The 15,102-nt window shown below is 45.9% G+C and carries 15 protein-coding genes; 7 read left to right on the forward strand and 8 right to left on the reverse strand.

The features are described 5' to 3' along the window. Nucleotides 1-116: 116 nt before the first annotated feature. From LEUMU_RS0113975 to LEUMU_RS0113995, 5 genes are all read right to left on the reverse strand, one after another. A complete protein-coding gene (locus tag LEUMU_RS0113975) occupies nucleotides 117-2,273 on the reverse strand; it encodes a type IV pilus secretin PilQ (protein WP_026744778.1) in 2,157 nt (718 codons plus the stop codon). Between the two features lie 74 nt (nucleotides 2,274-2,347). Then, nucleotides 2,348-2,881, reverse strand: a complete 534-nt coding sequence (locus LEUMU_RS0113980; protein WP_022952912.1) for a pilus assembly protein PilP — start codon at nucleotides 2,879-2,881, stop codon at nucleotides 2,348-2,350. Beyond that, entirely contained in the window at nucleotides 2,881-3,507 is a 627-nt protein-coding gene (locus LEUMU_RS0113985) for a type IV pilus inner membrane component PilO (RefSeq protein ID WP_022952913.1), read from the reverse strand. The genes LEUMU_RS0113980 and LEUMU_RS0113985 overlap by 1 nt, the downstream gene beginning before the upstream one ends. Further along, nucleotides 3,507-4,076, reverse strand: coding sequence for a PilN domain-containing protein (locus LEUMU_RS0113990; RefSeq protein WP_022952914.1), 570 nt, complete (start codon nucleotides 4,074-4,076; stop codon nucleotides 3,507-3,509). The genes LEUMU_RS0113985 and LEUMU_RS0113990 overlap by 1 nt, the downstream gene beginning before the upstream one ends. After that, complete coding sequence (locus LEUMU_RS0113995; protein WP_022952915.1) at nucleotides 4,076-5,125, reverse strand: pilus assembly protein PilM; 1,050 nt, start codon at nucleotides 5,123-5,125, stop codon at nucleotides 4,076-4,078. Before LEUMU_RS0113995 ends, LEUMU_RS0113990 begins: the two co-directional genes overlap by 1 nt. Nucleotides 5,126-5,317: 192 nt before the next feature. Here LEUMU_RS0113995 and LEUMU_RS26115 point away from each other — a divergent pair, with 192 nt between their 5' ends. After that, nucleotides 5,318-8,065, forward strand: coding sequence for a penicillin-binding protein 1A (locus LEUMU_RS26115; protein WP_022952916.1), 2,748 nt, complete (start codon nucleotides 5,318-5,320; stop codon nucleotides 8,063-8,065). A gap of 67 nt (nucleotides 8,066-8,132) precedes the next feature. Here LEUMU_RS26115 and hemE read toward each other — a convergent pair whose 3' ends face one another. Together hemE and rpsU are read right to left on the reverse strand one after the other, a co-directional pair. After that, nucleotides 8,133-9,200, reverse strand: a complete 1,068-nt coding sequence (gene hemE / locus LEUMU_RS0114005; protein WP_022952917.1) for a uroporphyrinogen decarboxylase — start codon at nucleotides 9,198-9,200, stop codon at nucleotides 8,133-8,135. Between the two features lie 224 nt (nucleotides 9,201-9,424). Beyond that, nucleotides 9,425-9,640: a 30S ribosomal protein S21 gene (rpsU, locus tag LEUMU_RS0114010; RefSeq protein WP_022952918.1), complete on the reverse strand. Its 216-nt coding sequence runs from the start codon at nucleotides 9,638-9,640 to the stop codon at nucleotides 9,425-9,427. Between the two features lie 215 nt (nucleotides 9,641-9,855). Here rpsU and LEUMU_RS26120 point away from each other — a divergent pair, with 215 nt between their 5' ends. From LEUMU_RS26120 to LEUMU_RS0114030, 4 genes are all read left to right on the forward strand, one after another. Beyond that, nucleotides 9,856-10,158: an outer membrane protein assembly factor BamE gene (locus tag LEUMU_RS26120; protein WP_022952919.1), complete on the forward strand. Its 303-nt coding sequence runs from the start codon at nucleotides 9,856-9,858 to the stop codon at nucleotides 10,156-10,158. A 108-nt stretch (nucleotides 10,159-10,266) separates the two neighbouring features. Next, on the forward strand, nucleotides 10,267-10,917 hold the full coding sequence (locus LEUMU_RS0114020) for a hypothetical protein (RefSeq protein WP_022952920.1): 651 nt from the start codon (nucleotides 10,267-10,269) through the stop codon (nucleotides 10,915-10,917). A 180-nt stretch (nucleotides 10,918-11,097) separates the two neighbouring features. After that, the gene (gene ssb / locus LEUMU_RS0114025; RefSeq protein WP_022952921.1) at nucleotides 11,098-11,583 is read left to right on the forward strand and encodes a single-stranded DNA-binding protein; all 486 of its coding nucleotides are present in this window, start codon (nucleotides 11,098-11,100) and stop codon (nucleotides 11,581-11,583) included. Between the two features lie 127 nt (nucleotides 11,584-11,710). After that, entirely contained in the window at nucleotides 11,711-11,962 is a 252-nt protein-coding gene (locus tag LEUMU_RS0114030; RefSeq protein WP_022952922.1) for a CDGSH iron-sulfur domain-containing protein, read from the forward strand. Here LEUMU_RS0114030 and LEUMU_RS0114035 read toward each other — a convergent pair. Then, nucleotides 11,954-12,247 carry a YhbY family RNA-binding protein gene (locus LEUMU_RS0114035; protein ID WP_245570702.1) on the reverse strand — a complete coding sequence of 98 codons (294 nt, stop codon included), beginning with the start codon at nucleotides 12,245-12,247 and terminating at the stop codon, nucleotides 11,954-11,956. The genes LEUMU_RS0114030 and LEUMU_RS0114035 overlap by 9 nt on opposite strands. A 25-nt stretch (nucleotides 12,248-12,272) precedes the next feature. Between LEUMU_RS0114035 and rlmE the strand changes: the two genes are divergently transcribed. Together rlmE and ftsH are read left to right on the forward strand one after the other, a co-directional pair. After that, on the forward strand, nucleotides 12,273-12,902 hold the full coding sequence (gene rlmE / locus LEUMU_RS0114040) for a 23S rRNA (uridine(2552)-2'-O)-methyltransferase RlmE (protein WP_022952924.1): 630 nt from the start codon (nucleotides 12,273-12,275) through the stop codon (nucleotides 12,900-12,902). 80 nt (nucleotides 12,903-12,982) lie between these two features. After that, a complete protein-coding gene (gene ftsH / locus LEUMU_RS26125; protein WP_022952925.1) occupies nucleotides 12,983-14,923 on the forward strand; it encodes an ATP-dependent zinc metalloprotease FtsH in 1,941 nt (646 codons plus the stop codon). Nucleotides 14,924-15,102: the final 179 nt, after the last annotated feature.

Raw genomic sequence — 15,102 nt, forward strand, 5'->3', positions numbered from 1 at the left:
CATTTTGACGGTCTATATTCTAAACGCTCTGACCATTGATTGCATTGCAATTTTCCGGACATAAAAAAAGGAGCTCGAAAGCTCCTTAATTTATCCCTCAAATCCAAGCGTAAAACTTAGTTCATGATTTTCGGTGTTACAAAAATCAACAACTCACGCTTTTCATTACTTTTAACATTATTCTGGAACAGCTTACCGAGGTAAGGCAACTCACTGAGCACCGGCACTTTAGTCGAATCATGGGCATTAATCTCTTCATGCACACCACCCAATACGACTGTCTGACCATTGTCGACCAACACCTGAGTGTTCACTTCACGTGTATTGATACTTGGCACACCAGAGTACAGTGACCCAACGGTATCTTGGTTAACCTTTAGATCCATGATGACATGCTCATCGGGTGTTACCTGTGGTGTTACTTCTAAGCTTAGTACCGCTTTCTTAAACGATACACTGGTTGCACCACTAGAGCTTGCTTCCAAATACGGTATCTCAACACCTTGCTCGATGGTCGCTTTCTTCTTATCAGCCGTTACTACACGTGGCGTTGACACGATGTCACCTTTATTCTCAGCCTGTAGCGCTGAAAGCTCCAAATCAAGCAGGTAATCTTTTGCTAACAAAGAAAAACCAAAGGCACCAGCGGCACCCGTAACAGGCAGGTTCACATTCAAGCGATCACTAATACCTGGCAAACCCACGGATACACCATCAGCCACATCACTTAAGATACTGCTGGTTGACTCTAGTGAACCAGAGGTCGTTCCCGTTCCTGAACTACCCACTGAAGACAGCTTAGTTACACCAAAGCGTGCGCCTAGCTCCTTACTGAAAGTGTCACTGGCAATAACGATTCGCGTTTCAACTGAGACCTGCCTAACTGGAACGTCTAAACTCTTCACCATATTGCGAATTTGATCAACACGGCTAACGGTATCTTGTACTAGCAATGTATTTGTTCGGCTATCCACTGAGACATTACCGCGATCAGACAACATGGAATTGTTCTTTCCATTTGTTTGGTTATTAACAAGGCTCATCATCTCGTCAGCCTTAGCAAAGTTAACCGCGATGTACTCAGTTACCAATGGCTCTAATGCTTTCTTACGCTGTAAAGCCTGAAGCTCTTGTTGTTCTTTGGCTTGCAGCTCAACCGCTGGTGCAACCCAAATTACATTACCATTACTGCGCATAGCTAAGCCTTTGGACTCAAGCACAATATCCAATGCCTGATCCCAAGGAACAGACTTCAGGCGCAAGGTGATATTGCCCTTCACACTGTCGCTAACCACAATATTCTTATCGGTAAAGTCTGCTAGCAGCTGTAATACAGAACGGACTTCAATATCCTGGAAGTTTAGTGAGAGAGGTTTACCTTTATACGTTTTCTGTTTTGGCTTGAGTGGATCAACTGGCTTCACTACACGCTTTATGCGCTTCATTGTAATTTTATACTGATTGCCATCACGAGAAATTTCATGTTCGAAGGCAGTATTAGCCACTAACTTAATTAATGCATCGGCACCTTTACGTTCAATATCAACAAACGAGACAGGCGTTGCGAAATCCATTACATTCAATCGCTTACGTGGCTCTTTAGTCGCCACATCACGCACAGTTACAACCACCAAATTACCATTTTTGACCGCACTCACCTTCGTTGCAGAGCTTGGCAGCTTGATAATCGCCATGCCGTTTCCACTCGCATCACGTCTGAAATCAATCGGCGCTAAATGGCTAACCCGCTTGGCGACAGTACGCTTCGGTACAGAGGCTGCGGGCCTCGGGATGTAATTACTGGCTTGCGCCTGGTGTGAGATCGCACGCTGCTGAACAGCCGGACCTTGAGTATTCATGGCACGCACTGGCTGCGCAGGCACACCTGCCCGGCTAAAGGTCACCAGAACCTGAGAGCCTTGAATTTTAGTCTGAAACTCCGCCTTTTGTGTTAACCCGACCATCACCCGCAGCTTACCGCTACCGGTTGCCGTTCTAACGCTATTAACATAGGGAGAGCGAATCAATTGCTTGCGAACACCTAGTGCCGATTCAGCATCAGCAAAATCAAGTACAATCATTCCAGAAGAAGCCACAGGGAATGTAGTCGGCGCTCTAACCGCAGAGTCAAAGAAAAGCCTTAGCTGGGTACTACCGTTTCCCTGACTAACTGCATCTACTTTCTGGAGTCGCGCGGCCGCGAAGCCGTCAGCAGATGCAAGCAACCCCAAAGGCAGGGCGATGGCAGTCATCAGTCGCGTTATTGTTTTCATGTTCAGACCTATTTATTATTATTCATTTTAGTCACAGGCACACCATTGGTTCAGGCGGCAATCGTGAGTGTCGCTTATTGCTCCAACAGCAGCTTGTTATCCTGCTCTTTATATCCGCCCAATCCATTGGTTACAATTTCAGACAAGTCTAGTTTCGCCTCGGACACCGAGACAATCTTGCCGTAGTTTTGCCCAACATAATTTCCCTGCCTGACGCTTTGAACTCCACCATCTGGAATCTTAATTAACGCCCATAGCTTATTATCTTTCTGCACGGTACCCACCATCTTTAAACTGTCTAGCGGGAAGCCTTCCAGGAATTCTTTCACTCGCGTGGTATCCACTTCAATACCCGAGTCTACGACCGGCACTTCATTTGGCTCCAACATGGAGACATCAAACGGGTCCTTTTCATTCTCCGGATACACATAACGTAAATATGGCTTTACTTCCGGAATCGGAGAAATGGGTCGTGCAGGCTTGGCTCTGTGTGATTCAAAATACACGTCTAAGTCTGACGTATCCTGAATACAACCAGACAAAAGCACACTGGCCGCACAGCAGCAGATGGGTAACAATACCTTACGAGGCAACATTTTAGTGTTCATTAGCTATTACCTTCATCATTTTCATCAAGATAGCGATAGGTTGTAATCATCGCTTCCATCGTCAATCGGAAGGATGCATTCTTCTTCTTTTTATCGTCCTTCACCTTTTCAGGTGACAGTCGAATGTCAGAAATGGTTACAATTCGCGGCAAACCAGAGATATCGCTCACAAACGCAGCCAACTGGTTATAAGTTCCATTCGCTTTGAGCACAATTGGCTTTTCCGCATAGAACTCTTTTTGCCCTTCAGGCTTCGGTTGGAATAACTCGATTTCCAATCCGTTAGACAAACCCTTCTCCGAGATATCCAAGATAAGTCCCGGGATTTCAGTCCCACTTGGCAGCTGCTTCATCAGCGAGCCAAATGATACTTGCATCTCTTTTAACTGAGCCCGAAAAGCAGGCAGCTGATTCGCTCGTGCCTGTTTCGTTTCATAAGTCTGCTTGAGTGTTGACTCTTGCGCCTGTCGACTATCTAACTCACTCATCTTATCAATGATGATTAGCTTGTAGCCCATAAATACTACCAGGCTGCAAACTGCAAAAATCGCAATGATTTTAACTGGGAGAGACACATTAGCCGGATCATCGATCAGACTATTTAATTCCTGTAAATCAATGGCCATTATTGAATCTCCTCATCGCTGCCGGATTTCAATAACTGAGTAACGCTAAGGCTAAAGTTTCTCAATTTATCCGTTTCTTTTCGGGTATCGATCGAAATGATATTCAATGCTGAAGAACTCAGCCAAGGGGACATATCCAAGCGATTCATGTAGCTGGAAACGCGTGCATTAGACTCTGCCTTCCCTTCCAGTTTAATTTTGTTTTCTTTCTGCTCAAGATTGGTTAGGTACAAGCCCTTAGGAAGCGATTTCACCATCTCATCAAACAAGTGAACAATGCCAGGACGAGTAGACTGCAAGCCTTCGATAATCGTAATGCGGTCTAACAATGCCTTACGCGTTACATCCAGCTTCTTAATCTTAGCGATCGTTTCATCCAGCTTCTTAATCTCAGTGGTCAAATACTGATTACGCGTTTCCTGCTTAGTAATCTGATCCTGATAAAAACTGTAACCGGCAAATACCGTCAATGCTGAAACAGCCACCGCACCAACTACCGTCATTACGAATTGTTTTTGGCTATCTTTGCGAGCCTGTTCGCGCCAAGGTAATAAATTTAATCCTGCCATTAGATAATTCCTCGCAGAGCCAGTCCGGTTGATACAAGCATCGCGGGGATATCACTGGTAAAACGAGCCGGATTAACTCGTGAATTCAACACCACATTCGAAAATGGGTTAGCCAGTGTAGTCGGTACACCAGTTGCATCCTGAATCTGCTCATCAATACCTGGAATACTCGCACAACCGCCCGATAGCAGAATCTTATCGACATTCCCAGTCTGGGTAGAGGCATGATAAAACTGCAAAAATCGTTGAACCTGACGAACCATGTTTTCTCGGAATGGATCAAGTACTTCAGGAATATAGCCTTCCGGTAAGTTACCGTTTTTCTTAGCGAGTCCAGCCTCAGAGTAAGGCAAGCCATAGCGCTGCATGATTTCTTCGGTCAGCTGCTTACCACCAAATGCTTGCTCTCGGGCAAAGACAACACGCCCTTTTTCAAAGACGTTAACACCGGTCATGGATGAGCCAAAATCGACCAAAGCAACGGTGTCGTGCTTAATGACATCATCAACCAAGGTACTAAATAGTAGTTCGATCGCGTGCGACTCAAGATCAACCACATCGACCGTTAGGCCAGCCATTTCTGCCGCAGCCAAACGAATTTCAACATTCTCAGTTCGGGTTGCAGCCAGAAGTACATCGACCATTTCAGGTGACTGCGCCGAAGGGCCAAGCACCTCAAAGTCAAAGTTAACTTCTTCCATTGGATAAGGAATGTACTGCTCAGCTTCCAACGTTACCTGAGCTTCCATTTCAGAAGCAGGTATAGATGCCGGCATTGCGATTACTTTATTAATGGCCATCGACGATGGAATACCCAACGCACAGTGTCGGGTTTTAGTACGACTTTGCTTCAGTACACGTTTGATTGCTTCACCAACCGGATCCGCCTCGACGATGTCTCGCTCGTACGCGGCACCTTCAGGTAAGGACGCTACGCCGTAACTCTCAACGCGGTAGGTGCCGTTCTTATGGGAGAGCTCAATCAGCTTGACTGCCGAGGAACTGATATCAATTCCGAGGAGCCCGCCTTTTTTATTGAAAGAAAACACAGATTAGGTACCGCCATCTTATTTTTATTGTTATATGTTCACGACCAATGGCCAGAACTTTAGATTTGTCACTCAATGGTAGCGATAAGCATCAAAATAGTCTACCCTCAACCATCCGAATTAACGACTCTCTAGACAGACGGTTCCGGCGCTACAAGGACGAGTAACCCGCTGTTAATACACGATTAAGACATGTCTAATATTATAAAAATTCTCTTCAGAAGCTTGTTTGCACCGGCGATTCTGCTATTTTCTCTGGGCGTGATTTTAGTCGCCGCAGCCTATTTTTTCTATGAGCCGAACTTACCCAGAGCGGCCCAACTACGCAACACCCAACTGCAGCTTCCAATACAGGTTTATAGTGCAGAAAACCAACTAATTGCTGAGTTTGGTCAGTTCCGCAGACGCCCTGTAACCATCGACGAAATCCCTAAAGACATGATCAATGCCTTTGTTGCGATTGAAGATGCGCGCTACTGGAACCATGTCGGCGTCGACTTTAAAGGTATTATCCGTGCTGCGGTGACAACCCTGCGAAATCGAGCGGTTTCACAAGGTGCCAGTACGATTACCATGCAGCTGGCGCGCAACTTATTCCTAACCTCAGAAAAAACAGCCGATCGTAAGATTCGAGAGCTATTTCTTGCGCTTAAAATCGAAAAAGAGTTCACCAAAGAAGAAATTTTGGAACTTTACCTGAACAAAATCTTCTTGGGTAACCGTGCTTATGGTGTCGGCTCTGCTGCGGAAGTGTACTACGGCAAAAAACTTCAGGACCTGTCACTTGCTCAAATGGCGATGATCGCAGGTTTACCTAAAGCCCCTTCCCGCTACAATCCCATCAGCCAACCTAAGCGCGCTAAAATTCGCCGCGACTACATTTTGCAGCGAATGATGGAGCAGGGGTACATTACTCAGGTTCAGTACCAAGAAGCCTTGAGTGAGGATGTGTCGGCTAAGGTTTATCAGGTCGAATCTGAAACCTATGCGCCGTATATGGCGGAAATGGCCCGTGCCGAAGCGCTTGAGCGTTACGGCGTGGAGAACATGTACACGCTTGGCTTGAAAATCTACACCACGCTGGACAGTAACCAGCAAGATATCGCCTTAAAAATCCTACGCAAACACCTTATTGACTACAGTCGTCGTCATGGGTATCGCGGCCCGATTGAAACACTGAATCTTGCAGACTACCCCGATGAAGCCTCCCGCGAAAAGAAGCTGGAGAATTACAATAACTATCAAGTGATTGAGCCTGCAATCGTTACCACTGTTAATGACGAAAAAGCAGAGCTTCAACGCCGAGGTAGCTCTACACTAATTTCCTTAGGCCTAAAGCAGGTCAAATGGGCAAGGACTTATAAAAGCGAAAATAGCCGTGGCCCAAGCGTCAAAAAAGTAACCGATGTATTAAAACAAGGTGATGTCGTTTGGCTCGGGAAAAACGATAAGGACGAATGGGAGCTAAGTCAGCTACCTAAAGTAACCGGAGCAATCACAGTAGTTAACCCGAAAGATGGCGCAATTGAAGCCATGGTTGGCGGCTTTGATTTCACTTACAGCAAGTTTAACCGCGCGATACAAGCTCAGCGTCAACCAGGCTCCAGCTTTAAACCTTTTGTTTATAGCGCAGCATTGGCAACAGGTGACTATTCTCCAGGCAGTGTTATAAAGGATGAAGAAATCGTAATTCCTGGCAGCAGTTGGTCTCCACAGAACTATGATAAAAAATACCACGGCCCAACAGCGTTGCGAGAAGGCTTAAGAAAGTCGCGCAATATTATCTCCATCAAACTGCTTCAACAGATTGGTGTCGAGACAGCATCTAACTACGCTAGACGCTTTGGTTTTAACGAGGCCGCACTACCACAAGACTTAACTTTGGCGCTGGGTACCGGCTCAGTTGCTCCTCTTGATATTGCTACGGCCTATGCCAGCTTTGCGAATGGCGGCTTTAAAGTTAATAACTACTACATCCGGAAAATTCTTGATAAAGATAACCGGGTACTATTTGAAACCAAACCTGATACAGTTTGTACGCAATGTCCCAGCCCGGGCCTAACTGAGCTTGAAGCACCAAATATGCCAACCAGTATTAATGGAAATCCGGTTGCCAAGCGTATTATCGAACCTTATGTCGAGTATCAAATCACCAGCATGCTGCGTGATGTGGCGACCTCAGGAACAGCCGCAAAAGCGACTCGCATTTTAAAACGTAGAGATTTGGCCGGAAAAACTGGAACCACCAATGATCAACGCGATGCTTGGTTCAGTGGCTTTACGCCCAGCAAAGTAACGACAGTCTGGGTAGGTTTTGACGACCTTGCACCACTAGGTCGCTACGAAACGGCGACGCAGGCGGCTCTACCACTGTGGATAGACTTCATGAAGGAAGCACTAGCCGATATTCCCGAAGCTAAGTGGCCACCCGCCCCAAAAGGCATGGTCAATTATACTTTGGATGCTCGCAATGGCCTACCTCCTTCAGAGCTCACTACCAAAACACTGACTGAGCTGGTTATCCCTTCTCAAATCCCATCAGAAGAAGAAATTTTGGCGTACCGGGAAATGCACCCCGAAGAATTTATGGTGGCTGAGGAAGACTTAGCCCAACAGCGCCAGAATGAACGCCTTGAGCGTGAGTACCAGCAAAAAGTGGACAACTACAATCGTCGGGTTGCGGCGCGTCAGCAGGAAGTAGAACGTTTACGCTCAGTCGGTAGCACCTTTGTTCCGCCAGAGCTTGGACCGCCACCGGAAGTACCACTGGAGCTTATTCAAGCCCAAGAGCGCGCAGCTATCCGCGCTAAACAAGGCGGTAACTCAGGGGTAATGACGCAGGCACCATTAACTGTAGAAGGACTACCACCACCAGACCAGCAAACTGAAGAAGACAAGCAGCTGCTGGAAATGATTAGGCAGTTCAATAACTTGAACTAAACAAAAAAGCCCCTGATAAATGATTATCAGGGGCTTTTTTTATGAAACGTCTAATTAAGCTGTTGAATCAGGCTTTGCGACCAAATTCATGAACACTATCCACTAAGACCTTCAGGTGATCTGGGTTCACATGCTGATGAATACCATGACCTAAGTTGAATACATGGCCTGTTGGCTTATCACCAAAATCAGCCAGCACGCGTTTCACTTCTGTTTGAATGGTCTCTGCGTCAGCATACAGTACCGAAGGATCCATATTTCCTTGCAGCGCAACTTGATCACCGACACTAGCAACGACTTCGTTCAAATCGGTCGTCCAATCCACCCCAATTCCATCACAGCCAGTCGCAACAATATCTTTCGCCCAGCGCGCACCATTTTTGGTGAACAAAGTCACTGGTACACGGCGCCCTTCAGATTCGCGCTGCAGACCATCAACGATCTTTGCCATATAGCGCAAAGAGAATTCACGATAAACATGCGGACTTAGCGCCCCGCCCCAAGTATCAAATACCATAACAGACTGTGCGCCTGCTGCGATTTGCGCATTCAGGTAAGAAATCACGCTATCAGCCAGCTTATCTAATAATAAGTGTAGCGTCTTAGGGTCGCTATACAGCATTCCTTTAACTTTTGAGAAGTCTTTACTGGTGCCGCCTTCAACCATATAAGTCGCCAACGTCCAAGGACTACCCGAGAATCCAATCAACGGCACTCGACCATCTAAGGCTTTACGAATGGTGCGCACAGCATCCGTCACATAACTTAGCTCAAGCTCAGGATCTGGTACACCAATAGCCGCCACATCTGCTGCAGTGCGAACTGGTCTCTCAAAGCGAGGACCTTCACCTTCGGCAAAGTATAGACCTAAGCCCATCGCATCTGGAATCGTCAGAATGTCAGAGAACAGAATAGCCGCGTCTAAATCAAAACGCTCTAATGGCTGCAAAGTGACTTCACAGGCCAACTCTGGATTTGTACATAAATCCATAAAGCTGCCCGCTTGTTTACGCAACTCACGGTATTCTGGCAGATAGCGTCCAGCCTGACGCATAATCCAGACAGGAGTGGTATCGACGGGCTCTTGAAGCAAGGCACGCAAGTAACGATCGTTTTTTAATTCAGCGACAGACATAAGGGATGACCTTGAAGGAAGACTTCGTAAACGGCAGGATTAATTACATTATAATCAATCAGCCTTCTGGCAGGAAGTATGCGAACGCATAGTGGTCGCTGCAATTGTCAAAGTGCATAACACTAAAACTAGCAAGCGCCAACAAGTGGCGCCTGATTACGCATACTGGATGCGTTTTTACCGCAGGCCTGCACTAGCGTCAGGCACTGCGGAGAAACTGTAAATCAGAACAGACGGATACGACGGTTCAATTCACGCTTCAAATTCTTGATGTTACGCTTTACTGCAGCAGCTTTTTCACGCTTGCGTACTGATGTTGGCTTTTCATAGAACTCGCGACTTCTTACTTCTGCAACAACACCTGCTTTTTCACAAGTACGCTTAAAACGGCGCAGTGCAACTTCAAAAGGCTCGTTTTCTCTGATCTTAACGTTTGGCATAAAATTCGACTTCTCAATAGAAAGTATTTACTAGGTAGCCGAGCATTATACCCCGAGTTCTGACAATTGCAAAAGTTGTAACGCGATTTATTTGGCGAATTGCATTAAAATCATCACTATTACCAGAAAATAACCTTGCTGCACCGTTCAGCTACGCTAGAATGTGGCCATAAACAATAACCCGACCAAGACAACTAAAATGGATTACCATTAATATGCCGTCTATGAAAAATATTCTCCTCATCTGCCTGATCGCAGGTTTCAGCGCCGCTTGTACGTATAAACCGACCATTCTTCAAGGCAATGCACTAGAGCAAGATACTATTTCTCAAATAAAGCCCGGCATGCCAAGAGCAGAAGTGATCAGTATTTTAGGCTCACCGCTGATGCAGGATGATTTCACGACGAATCGCTGGGATTATCTGTACTACTCAATTGAGCGCGACCAACGCAGCCAACAAAAAAATCTGTCTATCTATTTCAGTGATGGGATTGTGAGCAAGGTCAGTCAGGAATAAAATCAGCATTTAGTACCTTCGGATCACCGCTCTGCCAGGGATGGCGGATCACTAGCTATGTACCCTGTTAAGGGTATGAGCTAAGCAGAATTGAAAAAGGACAGACTCGTGCGTAAAAATCCACTGTTATACAGCGACCACGCTGAACCCCAAGAAATCTTCGAAGCGACCCCTCTTCCCGAGGAGCCACGCTCTTTTTTCTTCTACATCATTATTCTTGCCAACTCTCTATTGGTGCTCTTTGTATTGGGAGTGATTTGGTTTCTCTTTTTGAAGTCTCCGGACTTGGAGCTTAAGTCACTAACCGACCGTTTCTTAGGAGGCTCTGAGCAACCCACTATGATCATCGAGTCACCGAGTAACTCCGGCACTGAGACCAATGCTGCATCATCAAAGCAAGCTCAAGACGAAATTCAGCAAGCCAGATTAAAGCAGATGCGAGAGCAAGAGGAGCTAGCAGCAGAGCGTAACCGGCTTGAGCAGCTGCGACTGGAGCTTGAAGCCGAAAAACAACGAGCGGATTCACTGCAAGGTGCATTACCCGTCATAAGTAACAAAGCCGAAGAGGCCGTTGAAACCTCAACAATTACTATCACATCTGAGACAAAAGTAGAAAGTGCACCGGAACCCGAACCAACCATCGTTCCAAATGCTGCCAGAGAAATTCCACCAGTGCCAATTGATACTAATGATATGAAGTCTCAGATGGACATAATTATAGAACAACTCAATCAGGGGAATCCGGCAAAACAACAATAGGCACGGATACATTCCTCCCAAGCAGGAATCCATTCGTAGCAAACTAGCCCATTGAGTTCTGGATGGTGTTAACATATCGGGTTGACGTTTTAATCGAGTAAATACTCGAACTCTGAAGCGAAGACAGTATAATGTTCCGCTGAAAAACGAATAACGATACTCCAATACAAGGAATTAATAATGGCCAAAGGCATTAATAAAGTCATCCTGGTAGGCAATCTGGGTACTGACCCAGAAGTCAAATACATGCCAAGTGGTGGTGCAGTCACTAACTTCAGTCTGGCCACGACCGATAGCTGGAAAGATAAAACCTCTGGCGAGCGTGTCGACAAGACAGAATGGCATCGGGTAGTGTTCTTCAATCGTCTGGCTGAGATTGCGGGTGAATACCTGAAAAAGGGTTCACAAGTTTATATCGAAGGAAGCTTGAGAACTCGCAAATGGCAAGATCAAGGTGGACAAGATCGTTACACCACTGAGATTGTTGGCTCTGAGATGCAAATGCTGGGTAGCCGCAGTGGCGGCAATAGTGAATTTGATCAGTCTCAATCACGCCCTGCGCCACAGAAAAGCCGCCCTCAGCAGTCTGCGCCTCAAAACCAGTCACGCCAAGCGCCACCGCCAGCACAAAACTTTGATGATTTTGATGATGATATCCCGTTCTAAACAGCACTTGGGATACACCTGAAAGAATTAGTAGCCGTGTATACGCACCTGCAGAGCCTTTATATATAGGGGCTCTGCGTTGTCGTTGAATCATTCATGAATCGCAACACATTTAGGATTTTACGCTATGTCCCACAAATCCAATCCTGTTATTGCTAAAAAAGGGCCTTACGTTGTTGAGCTTGAAGCCGGCAAAACCTATTACTGGTGTTCTTGTGGTCGATCCGAGAAGCAACCATTTTGTGATGGCTCTCACGCTAATACTGATTTCACACCATTAAAGTTCACGGCCGAAGAAAGCAAGAAGTACGGGCTCTGTGGTTGTAAATATACAAAGCATGCACCTTTCTGCGACCGCGAGCACAGCAAGTTAGACTAAATTGCGAAAAATTGATGGCTTGTCTTTGTTTTCACGATAAAACAATGCCACATTACCAATACGCTGGACCAGCATGGCTTTATGCTGCTCCGCCAATGATTGAATCAGCTCATCGCGCTGCTCCCGATCACCGAGATTAATCTTTAGCTTAATTAGCTGATGATAATCCAGTGCGATTTCAATTTCGTTGTTAATACTCTCTTTCATACCGTGTTGCCCAACGGTAACGACCGGGCTTAAAGTATGACCGAAAGACTTGAGTTGTTTGATCTGTTTAGTATTCATTTCCATCCCTGAATTGTATGACGTTATGGCTAGAAGCAAAAGCAGTACTCGCTGGTTAAAAGAGCATTTTGATGATGAATTTGTAAAACTCTCCCAAAAAGAGGGATATCGCTCGCGTGCGGTCTACAAACTCAAAGAAATTCAGGAGAAGGATCGCCTGATACGCCCCGGCATGAAGGTGGTTGACCTTGGAGCAGCTCCAGGCGGTTGGAGCCAATATGCAGCCCAAATCATCGGGACTAATGGCCGAGTTGTCGCCAGCGATATCCTACCCATTGACCCGCTACCTTTTGTCGAGTTTATACAGGGTGATTTTACCGAACAGAGTATTCTCGATGAAATTCTGCTTTTGATGGGAAATGATAAAGCCGATGTTGTAATTTCAGATATGGCCCCCAACTTAAGTGGGAATGATGCAATTGATCAACCCGGCTCGGTTTACTTATGTGAGCTGGCTTTGGATATGGCAAGGCAGATTTTGGCACCAAATGGTTCCATGGTCGTTAAGCTGTTTCAGGGTGAAGGCTCTGATCAATACATACAGGATGTAAAACGTAGCTTCAAACAAGTGAAAATACGCAAACCCAAGGCATCACGAGCCAGAAGTCGTGAGGTCTACGTGGTTGCTTTGCAGTATTTTTCTACAACACACTAAGTCTGAAGCAATTAACAGCAATCATGGTAGAATGATTGTTAACGAGATGCATAAAAGACGGCTGAATAGAGGATTCTTTCTTGAGCGAATTAAACAAAAATATTCTGATGTGGGTGGTAATCGCCTTGGTTCTGGTTGGAGTTTTCAGTAAATTTCAAGAACCTACAACATCATCTGCTAACATTCCTTATTCGGCGTTCTTGGAGCGTGTCAATAATAAGGAGATCCGCAACGTTGAGATACGTGGTCAGTCTATTACTGGACAAACAAGTAATAGCGAGACGTTTTCGACTTATGCGCCGATCAATGACCCCAAAATGTATGATGAATTATTGCGTAATAACGTGCTGGTCAAAGTTGATCCGCCAGAAGGACGCAATATCCTTGTCGACATCCTGATCAATACAATTCCATTCCTGATTATTGTCGGACTGTGGATTTACATTATGCGTCAGATGCAAGGCGGCGGCGGTAAAGGCGGCCCGATGTCATTTGGTAAGAGCAAGGCTCGCATGATGACTGAAGATCAGGTGAAAGTGACATTTGCTGATGTCGCTGGCTGTGAAGAAGCTAAAGACGAAGTATTCGAACTGGTTGAGTTCTTACGTGATCCGGGCAAATTCCAAAAGCTAGGTGGAAAAATTCCACGCGGTGTTCTACTTGCTGGCTCGCCAGGTACGGGTAAAACATTGCTGGCTAAAGCAATCGCTGGCGAAGCTAAAGTACCGTTTTTCAGTATTTCAGGTTCTGACTTTGTTGAAATGTTTGTCGGTGTGGGTGCTTCCCGTGTTCGCGACATGTTTGAGCAAGCTAAGAAACATGCGCCTTGCATTATCTTCATCGATGAGATCGACGCTGTTGGTCGTAAGCGCGGTGCAGGTGTTGGCGGCGGTCATGACGAGCGTGAGCAAACACTGAACCAGTTACTGGTCGAAATGGATGGTTTTGAAGGCACAGAAGGCGTAATCGTGATAGCTGCGACTAACCGCCCTGATGTACTTGACCCAGCTCTGTTGCGTCCTGGTCGTTTTGACCGTCAGGTTGTTGTACCTCTGCCAGATGTTCGTGGCCGTGAGCAAATCCTGAAAGTGCATATGCGTAAAGTGCCTATCGGCAACGATGTTAAGCCTGCTCTTTTGGCTCGAGGTACACCGGGGTTCTCTGGTGCTGACTTAGCTAACCTAGTTAACGAAGCCGCCTTGTTCGCAGCCCGTGTGAATAAGCGCACTGTGAACATGGAAGAGTTTGAGAAAGCGAAAGATAAAATCATGATGGGCGCAGAACGCAAGTCCATGGTGATGAACGATAAAGAAAAACGTAACACTGCTTATCATGAAGCGGGACACGCGATTATCGGCTTGAAAGTGCCAGATCATGACCCTGTTTATAAGGTAACGATCATTCCTCGTGGGCGCGCTCTTGGTGTAACAATGTTCCTTCCTGAGGAAGATCGCTACAGCCATAGCAAGCAGTCTCTGGAAAGTCAGATCTCTACTTTATTCGGTGGCCGTCTTGCTGAAGAAATAATCTTCGGCAAAGAAAGTGTAACGACTGGTGCATCCAATGACATTGAGCGCGCAACTGAGATCGCTCGTAACATGGTTACTAAATGGGGACTATCTGAGAAGCTAGGCCCGTTGGCTTACAGTGAAGAAGAAGGTGAGGTGTTCTTAGGACGCGCCACAACTTCACATAAGCAAATGTCTGATGAAACAGCTAAGTCTATCGATCAGGAAGTTAGAACGTTTATTGATCGCAACTATGATCGTGCCGAGACTATTTTGCGCGAGAATATTGATGTATTGCATCTGATGGCTGAAGCACTGATTAAGTACGAGACCATTGATCGCGGTCAGATCGATGAAATCATGCAAGGCAAGAAGCCAACACCTCCAGCTGATTGGAATGATGATGATCACTCCGGTAAAGATGATGGAGATAGTGGTGAGACTGCCACGTCAGAAGATCCAGAAGCTAAAGATGATGAGGTCGTGAACGCTAAGCCAGCGAGCTCTCACTAGGCACTAGTTAACAATCTAATTTTACGATCGTAGAGCGCGACAGGAGCAAACCTCCTCGTCGCGTTTTTTTATGTGTGATTATCGGGAAATATAGACCTTATATACTATTTACACTGATTATTAATTAGTTAATGGCTAACAATTGCCTATATAAGATAATTTTGATACAAACACCCTTA

The organism is Leucothrix mucor DSM 2157, assembly GCF_000419525.1.
In the GTDB taxonomy this organism is placed as follows: Bacteria; Pseudomonadota; Gammaproteobacteria; order Thiotrichales; family Thiotrichaceae; genus Leucothrix; species Leucothrix mucor.

Bases quoted from the DNA above. Each gene is read 5' to 3' on its own strand.
- LEUMU_RS0113980 (WP_022952912.1), bottom strand. From the start codon at position 2,881: ATGAACACTAAAATGTTGCCTCGTAAGGTATTGTTACCCATCTGCTGC.
- LEUMU_RS26115 (WP_022952916.1), top strand. From the start codon at position 5,318: ATGTCTAATATTATAAAAATTCTCTTCAGAAGCTTGTTTGCACCGGCG.
- hemE (WP_022952917.1), bottom strand. From the start codon at position 9,200: ATGTCTGTCGCTGAATTAAAAAACGATCGTTACTTGCGTGCCTTGCTT.
- LEUMU_RS0113990 (WP_022952914.1), bottom strand. From the start codon at position 4,076: ATGGCAGGATTAAATTTATTACCTTGGCGCGAACAGGCTCGCAAAGAT.
- ssb (WP_022952921.1), top strand. From the start codon at position 11,098: ATGGCCAAAGGCATTAATAAAGTCATCCTGGTAGGCAATCTGGGTACT.
- LEUMU_RS0113975 (WP_026744778.1), bottom strand. From the start codon at position 2,273: ATGAAAACAATAACGCGACTGATGACTGCCATCGCCCTGCCTTTGGGG.
- rlmE (WP_022952924.1), top strand. From the start codon at position 12,273: ATGGCTAGAAGCAAAAGCAGTACTCGCTGGTTAAAAGAGCATTTTGAT.
- LEUMU_RS0113985 (WP_022952913.1), bottom strand. From the start codon at position 3,507: ATGGCCATTGATTTACAGGAATTAAATAGTCTGATCGATGATCCGGCT.
- rpsU (WP_022952918.1), bottom strand. From the start codon at position 9,640: ATGCCAAACGTTAAGATCAGAGAAAACGAGCCTTTTGAAGTTGCACTG.
- LEUMU_RS0114035 (WP_245570702.1), bottom strand. From the start codon at position 12,247: ATGAATACTAAACAGATCAAACAACTCAAGTCTTTCGGTCATACTTTA.
- LEUMU_RS26120 (WP_022952919.1), top strand. From the start codon at position 9,856: ATGCCGTCTATGAAAAATATTCTCCTCATCTGCCTGATCGCAGGTTTC.
- LEUMU_RS0114030 (WP_022952922.1), top strand. From the start codon at position 11,711: ATGTCCCACAAATCCAATCCTGTTATTGCTAAAAAAGGGCCTTACGTT.